The organism is Agrobacterium sp. RC10-4-1 (assembly GCF_014138475.1).
In the GTDB taxonomy this organism is placed as follows: domain Bacteria; phylum Pseudomonadota; class Alphaproteobacteria; order Rhizobiales; family Rhizobiaceae; genus Agrobacterium; species Agrobacterium pusense.
This window is the reverse complement of record NZ_JACJIT010000003.1, coordinates 235,974-251,398: the sequence shown is the minus strand read 5'-3', so window position 1 is coordinate 251,398 and position 15,425 is coordinate 235,974. Positions and strand designations below refer to the sequence as shown.

Here is a 15,425-nt window from a genome sequence, read left to right as displayed (position 1 = left end):
CGGCCCGCGCTGGTGCGCTTTCCTTCTTCTCGCCCGGCGCGGGCAACTCTCGTTTTGCATGTGGGCCTCCGTAACTTCCTGACGCCCTGAAACTCTCATCTCCAATCAGTTCCCACCACGGGAAAAACGCCGGGATTTTCCCGGTGCGGGAAAGGTATTGTCTCATGATTTCAAACGCATGGTTTCACCGCATCAAAGCCGCGCAACGTGACCTTATCCGCCTCGTGGGCGGTATCGAGCGTGCAGCGGAAATTTCCTCGATTTCAAAAAGCCACATCGGGCGCATGAACAACGCGACCGACCCGGAATTGATGCCCCTGCATGCCGTCTACGCGTTGGAAAGTGAATGCGGTGTGCCGGTCGTTACCTCTGCGATGGCGGAGCTTAACGGGCGGCGGCTGGCCGACCCGGAAGGCGAGCGCGCCGCCGAACAGTGCGTCGTCGTCACCTATTCCGAAATGGTCCGCAAGGCTGGCGATCTGATTTCCGGCGGCGCGGTTGCTATCGCCGACATGGTTGTGACGCCAGCCGAAGCGACCAAAATGGACCGTGATGCGGCGGAACTGGAAGCCGGTCTGGCCGCATTTCGCAAGGCGCTCGCCAGTGTGAAAGCCAAGGGCGGTCACAAGGTCGGGCTTAGCGTCGTCGGGGGTGCGGAATGAAGCGCCAGACCGATCCGGCTATCACCGAACTGATGAAGCGCCCCTTGTCCGAACGTGCAAGGGGCTTTTTGCGACATGTGAAATGCGAGGGCGGCAAGTTGGATTTGTCCGCCCTTGGCCTCGCTTACCATATCGTCGCCGAAGAATGCCGCAGCTGCGGCTATCTCCACATTACCGCCGATGGTGAGACTGCGAAGCTTACCGGCTTGGGGCAGGCGTACCTTGATCGTTTGATGAGGTCGCACTGATGGCCCCTTACAAGCAAGTTAAGCTTCCCAAGCCCGGCCCAAGCGCCGTTGTCATCATCAGCGCCGCCGTTCGCGACGGTGTGGTGACGGTCGAATCGCAACAGCAAGGTGTTGCGGCAAACAAGTCTGTAAGCAACGGCTATCTTACGCGCGATAAGAAGGACGGCAAAACCTACTACCCGACCGACCGCGCCCGCGAAATGCTGGCGATGCTTGAAGGGATTGCGGAGCCGGGCGACATGCCGGAACGCGAAACGGAAGCCGCCGTGGTGCCGGTCGTGGACGCTTCCGGGTTGGTCGCCACGGTAGAGCGGGCGCGTGCGCTGCTGGACGAAGGCGACGTTATGAACGCCCGCATCGTCGCGTCGGTCGCATATAATCAGGCGAAGACCGCTGCGCAGTTTGCGGAACAGATCGGGGCAACCGAAAAGCTGGTCGCCAAGGCTCGGCGCATGCAAGCCGACGCGCTCTTGATCGAAAGTCGCGCCAAAATCATCATCGCCGACCAGTGGGATGAAGCGCAGGCGTCAGGCGAGGCTTTGCGTGGTCGCCCCAAAAGTATTTCCGATGGAAATACTTTTTCACAATCGGAAACCGGCTTAACCGGCAAAGAAATCCACGAAGCCCGCAAGCTCGCCGCTGCGGAACGGCGCGAACCCGGCATTGTCGAACGGGCCATTCAGGCGCGGCTTTCAGCAGGTCTTGAACCGACGAAGGCCAATCTTCGCGCGGCGGTCGGCACGGCTAGCGCCACGAAGGAAGAGCGTGGGCCGAATCTCTACGAAACGCCGCCGGAAGCGATGTTTACGCTGCTGGCACTTGAAGAATTCACCGCGTGCGTGCTGGAACCCGCCTGCGGGCGCGGTGCCATCTCGCGCATGCTGGAAGCGTTTCACTACGGCGTCGTGCTGGCCGATATCAACGATTATGGCACGGCGGACAGCAACGGCGAATTGCAGGCGGTGCAGGACTTCTTGACCTCGCAGCCGCCGGAAGCCGGCTCATACGACATCGTCACCAATCCGCCTTACGGCGATATACTCAATGCCTTCGTGGCCTACGCCCTCCGCGTCTACAAGCCGCGCAAAATGGCGCTTTTGCTCAATCTCAATTTCCTTTGCGGCTTCGCGGACGATGACCGCAATTTCGTCATGGATGATTGCCCGCCTGCGCGCGTCTACGTCTTCAAGCGCCGCCTTCCGATGATGCACCGCGACGGGTGGGACGGAAACAAGGCCAGCAGCCGCATGAACACGGCGTGGTTCGTTTGGGAACGTGACGAGGCTGGAAACTATGGCAGCGCCACGGTTGTCCGCCGGGTGGACTGGAAGGATTTCCAGCCGCAGGAAGCAGCCGCGACGGCGGAAAGCGAGGCGGCATGAGCGTTTACGTTGACGACATGCGCGCCCCGTTTGGCAACATGGTGATGTGTCACATGTGGGCGGATTCCGATGACGAACTGCTTGCGATGGCGGATCGCATCGGCGTGCAACGCAAGTGGATTCAGGGGCATCCCGTTCTTTCCTTCGGAAAACATCGGAATGCCAGTTGGGTCCACTTCGATATCGCAATTTCAAAGCGCACTCTTGCAGTCAAGTGCGGCGCTATCGAAACAGATCGGTTTGGCCCGGTCATTCACACGACAAAGCTACGGCTCGCTGCGGCTATCTCAGCCGGGGACGAAACTGCGGTCCGGGCAGCGCGTGAACGCCTCGCCTCCTATGAGGCCATCCGCGTCCGGCATAATGGTGCGCAAGCGCGTCAAGTTGGACTTCGCGAGGGTGATTTTGCAGCGCTGGCCGATGATCTATGCGCGGAATCGCTTTTTCATCGCTTCTTGGAAATGCGGGACCAGACGCGCGCGATTTACAACCAAGGCCATGCCGCCACCGTGCTGAAAAGCCTACTCGGCATCGCCAACAAAACGCAACTCAACACGGACGAACGTGCGCAGGGGGCTTTTATCGCCCTGCGGGCGGACTTCGACGCGTGGAAAAAGAGGGTTTCCGTGTGAGCGACCGCATCTTTCCAGAAGTTTCCATCCCCTACGGCGACAAGTCCACGAAGGCCATGCAGATCACATGCGCCTGCTGCGGCGCTGTCGCCTATTTCCCGCATCAAACCGGGGTCAATCGCAAGCCGCCAATCGCGGCAACTCAGCACTTTCAGAACAAGGGATGGGTGGTCGGCAGCAATCCGCGCAAGGATTTCTGCTCGATCCACGCCGTCCCGGCCAAGCGTAAAGGACAGAAAGCCATGGCGGACACGGTATCGACGATTGCGGACAGGCCACGCGACATGAGCCGCGAGGACCGGCGCATTATCAACGACAAGCTGGATGAGGTTTACGCCCAAGACGCCTACAAATCCCCCTGGACGGATTCTGCCGTGGCGAAAGATTTGGGCGTGCCGCGTGATTGGGTGGCACAAGTCCGCGACCAGTTCTTCGGCCCGGCAGGTTCGAACCCCCTTTATGACGAGTTCCTGAAAGAGACAAAGTTGGTGGAAGGTGCGTTCCTCGCCTGCGATGAAGCGACCGCGCGCGCCGAAAAGGCCGTTGCTGACCAGCGCCGGGCGCATGGTGATCTCTGCAAGGCGATGGACAGCTACCGCGCTCTGGCGCGCAAGGTAGAGCGGGAAATCAGCCGATGACCGACCTTATGCCCATCGTTGAAATTCTGGCGGACTGCCAGACGGACGCGGCGCGCGCCGACTGGCTTTTGCGCGCGCCGCAGGGCGTCATCTATCGCGACCACACCACTATCCGCCGGGTTTTGCAGGAAGCGCATTTCACGCTCGGCGTGGACGCGTTGGACGTGGAGTTTGCGGCCATCAACGCCACGCGCCTGCCGGACGGCGGATTGCCGCATACGGTCGTTCTCGGCGTCCATGCCGTGCGCTCTTTTCTGCGCGACGTGGTGCGGAAAGGCGGTGCACAGTGATGGAACCGGATCACGGCGCAATGTCGCGCGCATGGTCTTGGCGTCACGCGGTCGGTAAATCCGGCCTGCCGCCGATCACGCGCCTTGTGCTGCATACGCTTGGCCTGAAAATGGATGCGACCGGCGGTTCCTGCTATCCGCCGATTTCGGAACTGGTGGACCTGACGGGCCTCGACAAGAAAACCGTCCTGAAACACCTCGAAATCGCCGAAGAAAGCGGTTGGATTGTCGTCACGCAGCACGGTTTTCGCGGCCAGAAATGGAAGCGGAACGAATATGTTGCGCGGTGGCCGGGCCGTGACCTTTCGGGCAATGCTGCCAGCAACGAAGACAGCGAAGGTGGTGGAAATCCTCCACCACGTTCCGACGACGCACGCGCCTCCCAAGGTGGTGGAACAGTTCCACCGCGTTCCGTCGCCAAGGTGGTGGAAATCGTTCCCGAAGGTGGTGGAAATGACGACCGGAAGGTGGTGGAGGAGTTCCACCAAGATAAGAATCTTCCAACTAACATTCCAGAAAACTCTCCAGCCGCTGGCGCGGAAGAGGGAGTTTTGAAAAAGGTTGATCGAAAAAAGATTGAGCACGCTTTCACGCTGTGGTTCGCGACGTGGAAAAAGGGCGATATCGAATATGCCCGCAATGCATGGTTCGCTCTTTCCCCGGAAGATCGGACCGAGTGCGTGGAGCGGACGCCTGCCTATCTTCGTTGGGCCAAGCCTGCCGACCTGATGGCCGCAGCGGTCTACCTCAAAAACCGTCACTGGCGCGACTTGCCGGAACATGTTCTTGCTGAGCCGATCAACGCCCATGGCATCGCCAAGGTTTGCGGCAAGCTCTGGATGGGAACGCGCTTTGAGGCGTTGTCGAAAGAGCCGACCGGCCTGCTGTATGTGACCAGCTTTGACGAAACCCGTATCGCCAAGGGCATGATTTCCCGCGAACAGCTTATGTTCGAAAAGCGCCGTGACAATGGCTGGCCACTCGTCAACACCATGCGAGACCTTGCCCGTCGCCGCGAGCCTTTCAACACCTCGCTCTCGCTTCTCCCCTTGGTGCAGGACTTCCGGCAGGTGCACCGCGACAGCGATCTGTTCGCGGCTTGGAAGCAACTGCATGAGCGCAACGGCTGGCCCTTTATCGAGCATCCGCCCGAATGGGTCTACTTCCCCCCGGTCGATGACGGGGCTGACGATCTTGAAGCGGCGGTTGACGCCGCGCTTTCCAAATTTCTTTCCACCATCAGCGAGGGACGCACCAATGATGCATAACGTGAAGATTTATGCCGCCAGCAAGCCGGTCAACCCGGAGCTTTATGACCTGTCGCGTTTTGCGTCTCTGTTCGACCAGATGCAGAACACGAAGCGACTCAACGTCACCATGCTTTCCATGGCGGCGGAGAATCAGCCGGGGAAACACGAATGGTTCGTGGTGGAGACGAAGCATAAGGCGGAAAAAGCTGTTGAAGACGCCCTTAGCAAAGCCGGTGTGAAAACTTTTTTGCCTATGGAGAACGGCGGTAAACAGGTCGTTCGTGGTCGGGTTATCCATGATGTTTCTCGCCCGATGATGCCCGGTTATGTGCTGGTCAACATCGTGTATTCTCCCGCCGCAGTTTGCGGGATTGCCCGGCTGGAAGGTGTGGCTGGCTTCGTCGGCGGCATGATCACGCCGCATCGTGTATCAGACGAGGAAATGAATCGATTCAAGCTCTTCGGTACTCAGGAGCTTGACCTTGATTTGGAGCACTGCAAGAGCTTTCGGCGGGGTGACGGCGTTCGTTTCAACAGCGGGCCGTTTGCGGGTTTCACTGGCCATGTTACCAAACTGCGCAAGGATAAGGTGGTTGACGGCGAACGTATCGCGAGCGGCGCTATCATCGTCGTAGAGATGTTTGGTGCTGTTACGCCTGTCGAAACCTCTCTTGCATTGCTCGAAAAGTTGTGACTATGCATAGCGCAGGATGATCTGCTGATCCTGTGCAAGCGCGTCGGTCTCGACCGGCGAGTGGGGTTCCAAAAACCTCCACGCGGATATGCCGGGTAGACCCTGCCTTGACCCTCTCGCCAAGAGAGACCGATTCAAGGCCAGTGCGACAGCTATATCATCGGCGGACTTGAGCGAAGGCGACCCTAACCCGGTCGCCTTTTTCGTTTGCACAGGATGTAGGCAACTTCCGGGAAAATCTGACGATGGCTGTTCTGTCCATGAAATGGGCCGACCGCAATCTTGCGGAATACGGCGACCGGATAGCCGAACTGAAAAGGCGCTTCCCGACAGTTCTGCCGCGTATCGTCAATCAGGTCGGCAACAGGACGAAAACCGTTGTCATCCGCGAATTGACGAAACAGACGGGCTTGCCGCGCGCCACCATCGTTAAGGCCATCGGCAATCCGGCAACCGCGAAGCCGGGCCGCTACGTCTATGACATGACCACGCGGGGCGGAAACATTCGCCTCAAATATCTGCGCCCAAAGGAAACCGAAGCCGGTGTGGTGGCTCGACCATTCGGAAAGCCGACGCTCTATCCCGGCGCGTTCCTGCGTGGTGGACAGTTCCCTGATCGCAAACCGGTGGCGCAGTTCAACGGGCATGCCTACTACCGGCTCAACCGCTCCGGCACGAAGATCACCTTCGCCCGCTCGGGCGTCTTCATCCCGAAGGAAATGACTAGCGGCGCGACAGCCGAAGCATTCCAGCGTATCGCTGCGCCCTTGCTGAAAGAGCGGGTCGAAGCGGCTCTTGCCAAACTGGTCCCCTGACCGGCCACCCCGACCCCCGACCTCGACCCACCCCATCCCCCCCCTCGGTCGGGTCCTCCCCCAAAAGAGGCGAAGTAGCGGGTGTGGGCGACTGCGGGATTTCGCTCTGTGAAGAAAATTATAGGGGGGTTCCACCGCCCTTTCAGTGGAATCGGAATCAGATGGCAAAGAGCTATCCTGACGAGTTGCGTGAACAGGTCGTGGCCTTCATGGACGAGGGCCACACGGTTCGAGAGGCGGCGGCAAAGTTCAACGTTAGCCCAAGTTTCGCGGCCAAATCGCACAAGAAACATGCGGAAGCTGGCGAAAGCCTCCCGCTGCTTACCGAAACTGCAGCTGCCGAACCGGAAAAGCCCTCGCTCGATATCGAAATCACGGCGTCCGAACTGGCGGAACTGCTGAAGGTTTCGAAGCGGGCGGTATCGGATTTCGTAGAGCGTGGAATCGTGGTGAAGACAGAACGGAATCGCTTCGATCTTCGCCAGTCCATCCAGCTTTACTGTGAGCATTTGCGTGGTGTTGCCGCCGGTCGCGGTGGTGACGGCGCGGATGTTCTGACTGCCGAACGCGCCAGACTGGCGCGAGAGCAGGCCGACCAGACGGCCATGAAAAACGCGGCCATGCGCGGCGAACTGATTTCGATGACGGACGTGCGCAACGAATGGGTTTCCATAGGCCGACGCATCCGCAACGCCGTTCTGTCGGTGCCTTCGCGCTGTCGGCAGATGCTCCCGCATCTTACGACCTACGATGTGGACCTGATCGGCCAAGAAATCCGGTCGGCGCTTACCGAACTTGGTGACGAGGACGATGACAACGGCGCTGACGACATTGCGGCGAGCGGTATGGGACAGCCTGTTGCCGCCGCCGAAACTTCGGTTGTCGGAATGGATTGAACATACCGTCCATCTGCCGGAAGGCGTTTCATCGCTGACCGGCAAGGTTCGGCTGTGGCCCCCGCAGCGTGAAATTGCCGATGCGATTGGTGATAGCGCAATCGAGCGTGTCACGCTGGTCAAGCCGGTCCGCGTTGGCTTCACGACGCTGTTGACCAGCGCCATGGCCAGTTTCTGTTCAAACGACCCGTCGCCGATCCTTTCGCTTCTGCCGACAGAGGCCGACTGCCGCGACTATATGGTTTCGGACGTTGAACCGATTTTCGATGCCTCGCCAGCGCTTCGCGGTCTTCTGACCGGCGATACCAGCGAAGGCGGACGCAACACCCTTCTTGCCCGCCGCTTTCCCGGCGGCTTCCTGAAAGTCATTGCCGCCAAGGCACCGCGCAACCTGCGCCGTCACAATGTCCGCATCCTCTTCATTGACGAGGCGGACGGCATGGATGCGACGAAGGAAGGGTCGCCGATCCTGCTGGCGGAACGCCGCACGCTGTCCTTTGCCGACCGCAAGATTGTCATGGGTTCGACGCCTGTTTACGAGGCGACCAGCCATGTGTTGCGGGCCTATGAGCAATCGGACAAGCGAATTTATGAGGTGCCTTGCCCCGAGTGCGGTCACTTCCATGAAATCACATGGGCCGATATCCATTGGCCCGAGCGCGAACCGGAAAAGGCGTATTATGTTTGCGTCGAATGCGGTTCTGTTGTGGAGGAACGGCACAAGCCGGGCATGGTGGCGAATGGACGCTGGCGCGCTCTTCGACCGGAAATCAAGGATCATGCCGGTTTCCGCATGAACGCCCTGATTTCGCTTCTGCCTAACGCCTCCTGGGGGCGGCTAGCGCGCGAATTCGTCACGGTAAAAAACGACCCTTCGACGTTGCAAACCTTCGTCAACACCATCCTTGCCCAAGGGTGGAAAGAGGACGGCGACGAACTGGACGATATCGAGCTTGCGGGCCGCGCCGAAGATTTCGGGTTGGAAAATATCCCGGTCCAAGTGCTGATTATCACGGTCGGCGTGGACGTGCAGGATGATCGTCTGGAAGCAACCTTCGTCGGCTGGGACAAAGAGGGCATTCCCTATGTTCTCGGCCATACGGTTGTGTGGGGTCGCTATGATGACCATACCACATGGGCCGAACTGGACGTTGCCCTGACGACGCAATGGGACCATCCCCTTGGCGGCAGGATCAAGGTCGATGCCGTTTGCGTCGATAGCTCGGACGGCGAGACCATGGAAACGGTCTATCGCTTCGCATTCCCGCGTTTCAATCGCCGCGTTCTGGCGATCAAGGGCGCTGCGGGCAACCGGCCATGGATTGAGCGCTCCAAGACCAGCGTAAAGGGCGGACGGCTTTTCATCGTCGGCGTGGACGGCATCAAGAGCCACATTTTCGGCAGGCTGGCCCGGCCTAAGTCCATTCGGTTTTCGAAGGACTTGCCGGAAGTCTGGTACGAGCAGCTTGCGGGCGAAAAGATGGAGGTCCGCTATCTGCGAGGCCAGCCAAGCCGCCAGTTTGTCCCGATACCGGGCCGACGCCACGAGGCGCTTGACTGCACCGTTTATGCCTTCGCCGCCCGCCAGATGGTCAATGCCAATTGGGCGCACCGCGAGGGCGAACTTTCGACGCCGCCGGAACCGGCGGTCGCCACCTACACACAAGAAATCGCGAAACCGGAGTGGCTTGCATAATGGCGACTACAGACGATCAAATTGCTGCGCTTGAAGATGCAATCGCAATGGGCGCGCGAAAGGTGATATTCCACTCTGGCGGCACGCGCCGCGAGGTGGAATATCACTCTCTCAAAGACATGAGGGAGGCACTCGCCGCCCTGAAATCCACCCGGTCGGGCGGCTCCCGTACCATTTTTGCGGCGCTCGACTGATGGGCCTCGCGACCATTCTTGACCGGACCATTGGTTATTTCTCGCCTGAAGCTGGTCTTCGGCGGGTAAAGCACCGCGCCGCGCTGGCGATCATGACGCGCGGATATGCCGGTGCAGAAACCAGCCGCCTGAAATCCGGCAGGCGCGCACCATCCACATCGGCGGACGCGGAAATCGCGCGCGCCGGTCGGGCGCTTCGGGACCGCATGCGCGATCTCGCCCGAAACAATCCTTACGCTGCCAAGGCGATCCACGAACTTGTCACCCACGCTATCGGTGACGGCATCATTCCCCGTTCGAAAAACAAAAAGCTCAACAAGCTTTTTGCGGAGTGGAGCAAGGTTTGCGATGCGGACGGCGATCTTGATTTCAACGGCTGTATTAACCTCGCGGGCCGCGAAATGTTTGAGAGCGGTAACGGTCTGATCCGACGCCGCCGCCGCAGGCTGGAAGATGGCCTGCCGGTTCCGCTGCAAATACAGGTGCTGGAATCGGACCTGATCGACACCACCAAGGAAGGCGTGCTTTCCGATGGTGGCAAGATCATCCAAGGCATCGAATTTGACGCCATCGGCAGGAAGCGCGCCTATTGGATGTTCGGCTCGCATCCCGGCAATAGCTTCTTTGACCCGAAATCCACGATTGTTTCGAAGCCGGTTCCGGCGTCCGATATTGCCCATGCTTTCGAGAAGCAGCGGACGCAGGTGATGGGCGCACCGTGGGGCGCGCCAGCAATGGTCGATACCTACGATCTGGCGTCATACGAGCAATCGGAATTGACGCGCAAGCGGCTGGAAGCCTGCATTGTCGGCGTGATGACGGGCGGCGACGAAGCCGACCAGCTTGGAATGCCGATGGCGGATAGCCAGCCGACGAAGCCCGGCATCTATGACGTGAACGGCAGGCGTGTCGAAAAATTCGAGCCGGGCATGTTCTATAATGCTGTTGGTGGTCGGGGCATTGAGTTTTCGCAACCGGCAGTGACGGACAGCTATGATCCGTACAAGAACTCGATGCTGCACACCATTGCCGCAGGTTGGCGCGTTCCTCATGCTATCCTGTCCGGTCGGCTCGACAAGGTGAACTATTCGTCCAGCAAGGTTGGGCTTGAAGGCTTCCGCCGGACGATCTCCGCCGTTCAATGGCTCATCATCATTCCGATGCTGTTGCAGCCTATTTGGGACTGGTTCTGCGAAGCCGCTTACTTCGCTGGCATCATCAAGACGCCCAAGGTTCCCGTGGAGTGGTCGCCGCCGCGCTTCTATTCCGCCGATCCGCTCAAAGACGTGAACGCCCGCATCAAGGAAGTTCGCTCGGGCTTCCGCTCTCTGTCCAGCGTTATCGCCGAGATGGGTGAAAACCCGGATGACGTGCTGGACGAAATCGCGTCCGACGCGGCCAAGATCGACAAGCGCAAGCTTGTTCTCGACAGCGACCCCCGGCGGATGTCTCAGGCCGGGCAAGCGCAGCAGCGGGACGAAACAGACGACCCGCCCGACGACAAGTCGGAAGACGATGACAAGGACCCCGCCGATGACGAAACTTGAATTGCGCAAAGCGCCCGCGTCCCTGCCGATGCAGGTTCGCGGGCAAGACCTCAATATCGGTTCTATCGATGAAGAGGCGCGCACCGTGACGCTGGTATTCACGGCCGGCGCAGCGGTGCGCCGTCTGCGCTATACCGGATGGGACACGGCTGTCCCGTTCGATGAAATCCTTGTCGTCAGCGAAAGGGCGCTGGACCTGTCGCGCATGAATTTGGGTGCGCCGGTTCTGGACAGCCATTCCCGGTGGTCCACGTTTTCGCAGATCGCTGTTGTCGAACGGGCATGGATCGAAAAGGGCGAAGGATGGGCGACCATCCGTTTCCCGAAGGCCGGGATTGATCTTGCCGCCGACCGCATGTTCGGGCTGGTCTCTGACAAGATCATCAAGAATGTGTCGGTAGGATACTCCATCGATAAAATCCGGGTGGAGGAAGCGCAGAAGAAAGGCGAGGTCGAAAAGATTTACGTGGAGCGCTGGACGCCGAACGAGATTTCTTTCGTCACCGTTCCGGCCGATCCCGGCGCGCAGGTCCGATCCAGCGAAGCCACCTTCCCGCTCTCTATCCAGTCTGCCGCCGGTCACGGCCTTCGTGCCGCCCGCATGCGTATGGCCGAAGAGGCCCGCCGCTTAGGCTGACACTCATTCCAATTTTTTCAGTTCGCCGCCTGACTTCCACCGGGGATGCAGGGCGACGGCGCTTGTCCTGCCCGGTAATACAAAAGGAACCGCACGCCATGAAAAAGGCTGCATATGTTTTCGCGACCGTCGCCGCAATCGTCTGCTTCGGTCTCGCCTTCACCATTCTTTCCGCCGACCCTTCCCACGCCGCCTCGCTGATCGGTCACGATGCATTCGTGCAGACGCGCGGCATGCTGGATCATGTCTATCAGGCCACGCCGGCACTGTTGGCACTGCGGGCGACCGCCGCTGACCTGACGACGCGCGCTGAAAACAAGCGCAAGGAACTGGTGGAAGGGCTTTCCGATGAAGCCGCCCGCGCCATCGAAAAAGAGCATTCGGACATTCTTGCCGAACTCGACGGCGTCCGCGCCGGGATTGCGGCGCTTGAAGCTGCGGAGCGCGGCGGCACGGCTCCCACGCCCATCGCCACCAGTCCGCAGGCTGTCGCGCAGAACGCGGAACGGGCCGAACGCGAGCGCGTGACGACTATCGATGATCTGGCGGCGCGCGCGGGTTTCCCTGACTTCGCTCGTGACCATATCCGCTCCGGCACTTCTCTGGATAGCTTCCGGGGCCTGCTTCTGGACCACATGGTGACCAATGAACGCGCCACGCCGACCGATAGCCGCGTTCGCGTGCAGGTCGGCAATGACGAAGCCGATACCATCCGTTCGGCCCGTGTGGAAGCTCTGGCATACGGTCTCGGCGCGCCGGTCCCGCAGGCCGGTCCGTCCGCCGCCGCTCGCCAGTATATGGGCCAAGGTCTGGTCGATATCGCTGCCGACTGCGTGAACTTCCACGGTCGCCGCATGCTGAATGCCCGCGATATCGACAACATCTTCAGCCGTGCCGCGCATTCGACTTCTGATTTCCCGGTCATTTTTGAAGGGGCTGTCAATCGCACGCTGGAACAGCGCTACGCACTGGCGCAGCCGACCTTCAAGCGGTTTGCCCGCAAGAAGAATTTCCGCGACTTCCGCCCGGATACGATCGTCAAGACCGGCGATTTCCCGATGCTGGAAAAGATTCTGGAAAACGGCAAGATCAAGTTCGGTTCGTTCGGTGAAGGTAAGGAAGCCGTGCAGGCTTTCAGTTACGCCATCGCCCTGAATATCAGCCGTCAGATGCTCATCAATGACGATCTTGGCGCCATCGCCGAACTGCTGACGAGCTACGGCGCTTCGGTTGCCCTGTTCGAAGAAGTCACCTTCTACGGCGGTGCGTACAACGGCAAGCTTGCGGACGGCAAAACCGTCTTCCATGCTGACCATAAGAACGTTGCTGCTGCTGGTTCTGCGATTACTGTCGATAGCGTCGGCGAAGGCCGCAAGTCGATGGGTCGGCAAACCTCTCTGGATGGCAAGCCGTTGCTCGCAAACCCGGCGCGTATCATGCTGGTCGGCCCGAACCAGTTGACCGATGCGGAAAAGCTGCTGGCATCCATCACGCCCGCCACGGTTTCCACGGTCAATATTTTCTCCGGCAAGTTCGAACTGGTGGAAACGTCGCAGATCGCGGACAATTCCTGGAACCTCTTCGCCGATCCTTCGACCGGCTCCAATTACCGTTGGGGTTACCTCGAAGGTTACGAGGCTCCGCGCGTTCGCATGGACGAACCCTTCGGCTCGCAGGGTTTCAGCATGTCGGTGGAACACGACTTCGGTTGCGGCGCGACCGATTTCCGCTTCGGCTATCACAACCCCGGCCAAGCGTAAGCCGCCCGCCTGACTTCGTTAGGAGAGCCGCCCGGCTCTCCCTTTCCCCTCACGTTGATCGCAAGGAAGATCACCATGAAAAATTATCGAGGCCCCGCCGATACGGTGGAAGTCACCGCGCCCGCCGATGTCAATTCCGGCGACGGCGTTCTTGTCGGCAAGCTGTTCGGCGTAGCGGAGTTTTCCGCCAAGGCTGGTCAGCGTGTCAATATTGCCCGAAAGGGTCTCTTCACTCTGCCGAAGACCAAAGCGCAGGGGTGGGCTGAAGGTGCAATCCTTTATTGGGATGGCGCTAAAGCAACAACCGCTGACAACGGTGGTGCGAGTCCGAAGATCGGCTATGCCGCTGCGGATGCAATCAACCCGTCCGATTTCGGCGAAGTGCTGGTTGACCAGTAACATGGTCGATTGGCGGAAACTGGAAGCTGCCGTTGACCGTAAGGTTGGCGGCGCTTTTGGCGAAACGGTCCGCTTGTCGTTCATGTCGAACGGCAGGGTGGACCCGGAACGCCCGCAGATCGTCATCCGCTGCGAGGCCCTTCACACGGAAGACGACACAACGCGACCGGCAGGCAATGCCGCTAGCGGCCCTCATCGCGTTCGCTTCGCTGCGGCGGATGCCGTTCTGTTCATTGACCGCTCGACATACCAAGGCCCGGCGCTTCAATCCGGTGACCGGGTGCGTGCGATGGACAGGGCTGGCGAACCGGCTTGGTCGGTCGATTTCGTCAGTGACCGGCACAGCAACCTTATTGCTGTCGCCCTGAAAGAGATTTAGGAGCTTGCATGTCCTTTATCCGTTTTGCCGCCCGTATCTCCGCCGTGGAGGCGACCAAGGGCAACACGGTCGTTGGCGAAAACGTGCTGGACAGCGAAATCGGCGTGCTCGATATCGCTGCCGATGGCTCCTTGCGAACCGATAAGGATAAGCCGTTTATCTCGGTTTACACTGATGGTTCGAAGTTTTTGGAAGGCCTTGAGCTTCGCTCGCTGACCTCGCCGGGGCAACTCGATATCGTTTTTGAGGCTGGCGTAACCACGGCGCACGCGGTAACGGACGCCGAGACGGACGAAAGCGTTATTCTCGGCATGCCTGCGACGGATGCAACATTTGAGTTTCATCTTGATATGGCGCTTCGCCAGACTGGCGATGCCCTCAATGACCCGCAAAACGAATGGGCGGAAATCTTCCGGTCTCTTTGCCTGTCTTTTCATTCCGCCTCGCGGTCGCGCATCAGCGGCGATACGAACGGCATGCGGCTTGCCGCGCACCAACTGAAAATCACTGCCAATATGGTGGCCGAACCGTTGTGCGGGCAACCGCTCAATCCCGGCTCTCCTTTCGCCAAATTCCTTGCAAAGTGCGAAAGCGACCTTGTTCCGAATGATCCTTCCATGGCGGAAAAGATTGCTCTCATTCGTGCGCAGCTTTCAGGCAACGCCAGCGAATTGCAGGAGGCCATGCGGCGGTACGGTCTCATTCATGACGAGGCCGACGCCATGTTGATCACGCCTTACGAGGGGTCGCCCTGATGGCCAATTTGGTTGACCAGATAACAGACCTTTATGTTCGCATGGCCGAACTTGAGCGCCGGAACCGCAACCGGCGGCGCAAGGGAACGATTGCGGAAGTCAGCGACGATAAATCCAAATATCGCGTCAAGCTGTCGGAACAGGCGGGAAAGCCGTACCTGACGCCATGGATCAAGGCGCGGACGCTTGCTGCCGGTGGCGTCAAGGTGGATGTCCTCTACAGCGTCGGCGAACAGGTGGATGTTGTTTCCGAAAACGGCGACATGACCGATGCGCAGATAGATTTTTCCACCTACAGCGACGACAATGCCCGCGAGAACAGCGACGCGCCGCTCCATATCAAGATTGACGACACCGTCATTGAAGCCGCTGCGGGACAGGTGAAAATCACGTCGCCGACGGTGATTATTGAATCACCTAACGTTCAGCTTGGCGGTGACGGCGGCAAGCGTGTTGCCCGCATCGGCGACAAGGTGGACGTAGGCTCGGGTTCTTCTAAGGGGCTGTGGCCTATTGTCGAAGGCTCGGAACATGTCTTCGCGGTAGACTGA

Annotated in this window: 19 protein-coding genes; all 19 read left to right on the top strand. The window is 59.5% G+C overall.

What is annotated here, in order from left to right; translation table 11 throughout:
- Positions 1–164: 164 nt before the first annotated feature.
- The 19 genes from FHW77_RS09755 (at position 165) to FHW77_RS09665 (ending at position 15,425) form a co-directional block, all read left to right on the top strand.
- Entirely contained in the window at positions 165–662 is a 498-nt protein-coding gene (locus FHW77_RS09755; RefSeq protein ID WP_182590474.1) for a hypothetical protein, read from the top strand.
- A complete protein-coding gene (locus tag FHW77_RS09750; protein ID WP_112951066.1) occupies positions 659–910 on the top strand; it encodes a hypothetical protein in 252 nt (83 codons plus the stop codon). Before FHW77_RS09755 ends, FHW77_RS09750 begins: the two co-directional genes overlap by 4 nt.
- Complete coding sequence (locus FHW77_RS09745; RefSeq protein ID WP_182590473.1) at positions 910–2,292, top strand: TRM11 family methyltransferase; 1,383 nt, start codon at positions 910–912, stop codon at positions 2,290–2,292. The genes FHW77_RS09750 and FHW77_RS09745 overlap by 1 nt, the downstream gene beginning before the upstream one ends.
- Positions 2,293–2,345: 53 nt before the next feature.
- Positions 2,346–2,924 carry a DUF4031 domain-containing protein gene (locus tag FHW77_RS09740; RefSeq protein ID WP_502709246.1) on the top strand — a complete coding sequence of 193 codons (579 nt, stop codon included), beginning with the start codon at positions 2,346–2,348 and terminating at the stop codon, positions 2,922–2,924.
- Positions 2,921–3,562, top strand: coding sequence for a hypothetical protein (locus FHW77_RS09735; RefSeq protein WP_353618972.1), 642 nt, complete (start codon positions 2,921–2,923; stop codon positions 3,560–3,562). The genes FHW77_RS09740 and FHW77_RS09735 overlap by 4 nt, the downstream gene beginning before the upstream one ends.
- Positions 3,559–3,852, top strand: a complete 294-nt coding sequence (locus tag FHW77_RS09730; protein ID WP_010970900.1) for a hypothetical protein — start codon at positions 3,559–3,561, stop codon at positions 3,850–3,852. The genes FHW77_RS09735 and FHW77_RS09730 overlap by 4 nt, the downstream gene beginning before the upstream one ends.
- Positions 3,852–5,120, top strand: coding sequence for a helix-turn-helix domain-containing protein (locus FHW77_RS09725; protein ID WP_182590490.1), 1,269 nt, complete (start codon positions 3,852–3,854; stop codon positions 5,118–5,120). The genes FHW77_RS09730 and FHW77_RS09725 overlap by 1 nt, the downstream gene beginning before the upstream one ends.
- Entirely contained in the window at positions 5,110–5,796 is a 687-nt protein-coding gene (gene nusG, locus FHW77_RS09720) for a transcription termination/antitermination protein NusG (RefSeq protein ID WP_182590471.1), read from the top strand. The genes FHW77_RS09725 and nusG overlap by 11 nt, the downstream gene beginning before the upstream one ends.
- A gap of 245 nt (positions 5,797–6,041) precedes the next feature.
- Entirely contained in the window at positions 6,042–6,611 is a 570-nt protein-coding gene (locus FHW77_RS09715; RefSeq protein WP_112200735.1) for a hypothetical protein, read from the top strand.
- 161 nt (positions 6,612–6,772) lie between these two features.
- The gene (locus tag FHW77_RS09710) at positions 6,773–7,507 is read left to right on the top strand and encodes a MerR family transcriptional regulator (protein WP_210276994.1); all 735 of its coding nucleotides are present in this window, start codon (positions 6,773–6,775) and stop codon (positions 7,505–7,507) included.
- Complete coding sequence (locus FHW77_RS09705) at positions 7,422–9,203, top strand: phage terminase large subunit family protein (RefSeq protein WP_182590469.1); 1,782 nt, start codon at positions 7,422–7,424, stop codon at positions 9,201–9,203. The genes FHW77_RS09710 and FHW77_RS09705 overlap by 86 nt, the downstream gene beginning before the upstream one ends.
- Positions 9,203–9,397 carry a phage head-tail joining protein gene (locus FHW77_RS09700; RefSeq protein ID WP_080810788.1) on the top strand — a complete coding sequence of 65 codons (195 nt, stop codon included), beginning with the start codon at positions 9,203–9,205 and terminating at the stop codon, positions 9,395–9,397. The genes FHW77_RS09705 and FHW77_RS09700 overlap by 1 nt, the downstream gene beginning before the upstream one ends.
- Positions 9,397–10,944: a phage portal protein gene (locus tag FHW77_RS09695; protein WP_182590468.1), complete on the top strand. Its 1,548-nt coding sequence runs from the start codon at positions 9,397–9,399 to the stop codon at positions 10,942–10,944. The genes FHW77_RS09700 and FHW77_RS09695 overlap by 1 nt, the downstream gene beginning before the upstream one ends.
- A complete protein-coding gene (locus FHW77_RS09690; protein ID WP_182590467.1) occupies positions 10,931–11,581 on the top strand; it encodes an HK97 family phage prohead protease in 651 nt (216 codons plus the stop codon). The genes FHW77_RS09695 and FHW77_RS09690 overlap by 14 nt, the downstream gene beginning before the upstream one ends.
- A 98-nt stretch (positions 11,582–11,679) precedes the next feature.
- The gene (locus FHW77_RS09685) at positions 11,680–13,341 is read left to right on the top strand and encodes a phage major capsid protein (protein WP_182590466.1); all 1,662 of its coding nucleotides are present in this window, start codon (positions 11,680–11,682) and stop codon (positions 13,339–13,341) included.
- A gap of 75 nt (positions 13,342–13,416) precedes the next feature.
- Positions 13,417–13,740 (top strand): DUF2190 family protein, encoded by a 324-nt coding sequence (locus FHW77_RS09680; RefSeq protein ID WP_164056264.1) that lies wholly within the window; start codon positions 13,417–13,419, stop codon positions 13,738–13,740.
- Entirely contained in the window at positions 13,730–14,119 is a 390-nt protein-coding gene (locus tag FHW77_RS09675) for a hypothetical protein (RefSeq protein ID WP_286086104.1), read from the top strand. Before FHW77_RS09680 ends, FHW77_RS09675 begins: the two co-directional genes overlap by 11 nt.
- 8 nt (positions 14,120–14,127) lie before the next feature.
- Positions 14,128–14,874 (top strand): hypothetical protein, encoded by a 747-nt coding sequence (locus FHW77_RS09670; protein WP_182590465.1) that lies wholly within the window; start codon positions 14,128–14,130, stop codon positions 14,872–14,874.
- Positions 14,874–15,425, top strand: coding sequence for a phage baseplate assembly protein V (locus FHW77_RS09665; protein ID WP_182590464.1), 552 nt, complete (start codon positions 14,874–14,876; stop codon positions 15,423–15,425). The genes FHW77_RS09670 and FHW77_RS09665 overlap by 1 nt, the downstream gene beginning before the upstream one ends.

What these genes read in the sequence shown, in the direction of transcription:
- FHW77_RS09705 (WP_182590469.1), top strand. Translation starts at nt 7,422, where the DNA reads ATGACAACGGCGCTGACGACATTGCGGCGAGCGGTATGGGACAGCCTG.
- FHW77_RS09695 (WP_182590468.1), top strand. Translation starts at nt 9,397, where the DNA reads ATGGGCCTCGCGACCATTCTTGACCGGACCATTGGTTATTTCTCGCCT.
- FHW77_RS09740 (WP_502709246.1), top strand. Translation starts at nt 2,346, where the DNA reads ATGTGGGCGGATTCCGATGACGAACTGCTTGCGATGGCGGATCGCATC.
- FHW77_RS09690 (WP_182590467.1), top strand. Translation starts at nt 10,931, where the DNA reads ATGACGAAACTTGAATTGCGCAAAGCGCCCGCGTCCCTGCCGATGCAG.
- FHW77_RS09670 (WP_182590465.1), top strand. Translation starts at nt 14,128, where the DNA reads ATGTCCTTTATCCGTTTTGCCGCCCGTATCTCCGCCGTGGAGGCGACC.
- FHW77_RS09700 (WP_080810788.1), top strand. Translation starts at nt 9,203, where the DNA reads ATGGCGACTACAGACGATCAAATTGCTGCGCTTGAAGATGCAATCGCA.
- nusG (WP_182590471.1), top strand. Translation starts at nt 5,110, where the DNA reads ATGATGCATAACGTGAAGATTTATGCCGCCAGCAAGCCGGTCAACCCG.
- FHW77_RS09715 (WP_112200735.1), top strand. Translation starts at nt 6,042, where the DNA reads ATGGCTGTTCTGTCCATGAAATGGGCCGACCGCAATCTTGCGGAATAC.
- FHW77_RS09730 (WP_010970900.1), top strand. Translation starts at nt 3,559, where the DNA reads ATGACCGACCTTATGCCCATCGTTGAAATTCTGGCGGACTGCCAGACG.
- FHW77_RS09665 (WP_182590464.1), top strand. Translation starts at nt 14,874, where the DNA reads ATGGCCAATTTGGTTGACCAGATAACAGACCTTTATGTTCGCATGGCC.
- FHW77_RS09745 (WP_182590473.1), top strand. Translation starts at nt 910, where the DNA reads ATGGCCCCTTACAAGCAAGTTAAGCTTCCCAAGCCCGGCCCAAGCGCC.
- FHW77_RS09755 (WP_182590474.1), top strand. Translation starts at nt 165, where the DNA reads ATGATTTCAAACGCATGGTTTCACCGCATCAAAGCCGCGCAACGTGAC.
- FHW77_RS09725 (WP_182590490.1), top strand. Translation starts at nt 3,852, where the DNA reads ATGGAACCGGATCACGGCGCAATGTCGCGCGCATGGTCTTGGCGTCAC.
- FHW77_RS09710 (WP_210276994.1), top strand. Translation starts at nt 6,773, where the DNA reads ATGGCAAAGAGCTATCCTGACGAGTTGCGTGAACAGGTCGTGGCCTTC.
- FHW77_RS09750 (WP_112951066.1), top strand. Translation starts at nt 659, where the DNA reads ATGAAGCGCCAGACCGATCCGGCTATCACCGAACTGATGAAGCGCCCC.
- FHW77_RS09685 (WP_182590466.1), top strand. Translation starts at nt 11,680, where the DNA reads ATGAAAAAGGCTGCATATGTTTTCGCGACCGTCGCCGCAATCGTCTGC.
- FHW77_RS09680 (WP_164056264.1), top strand. Translation starts at nt 13,417, where the DNA reads ATGAAAAATTATCGAGGCCCCGCCGATACGGTGGAAGTCACCGCGCCC.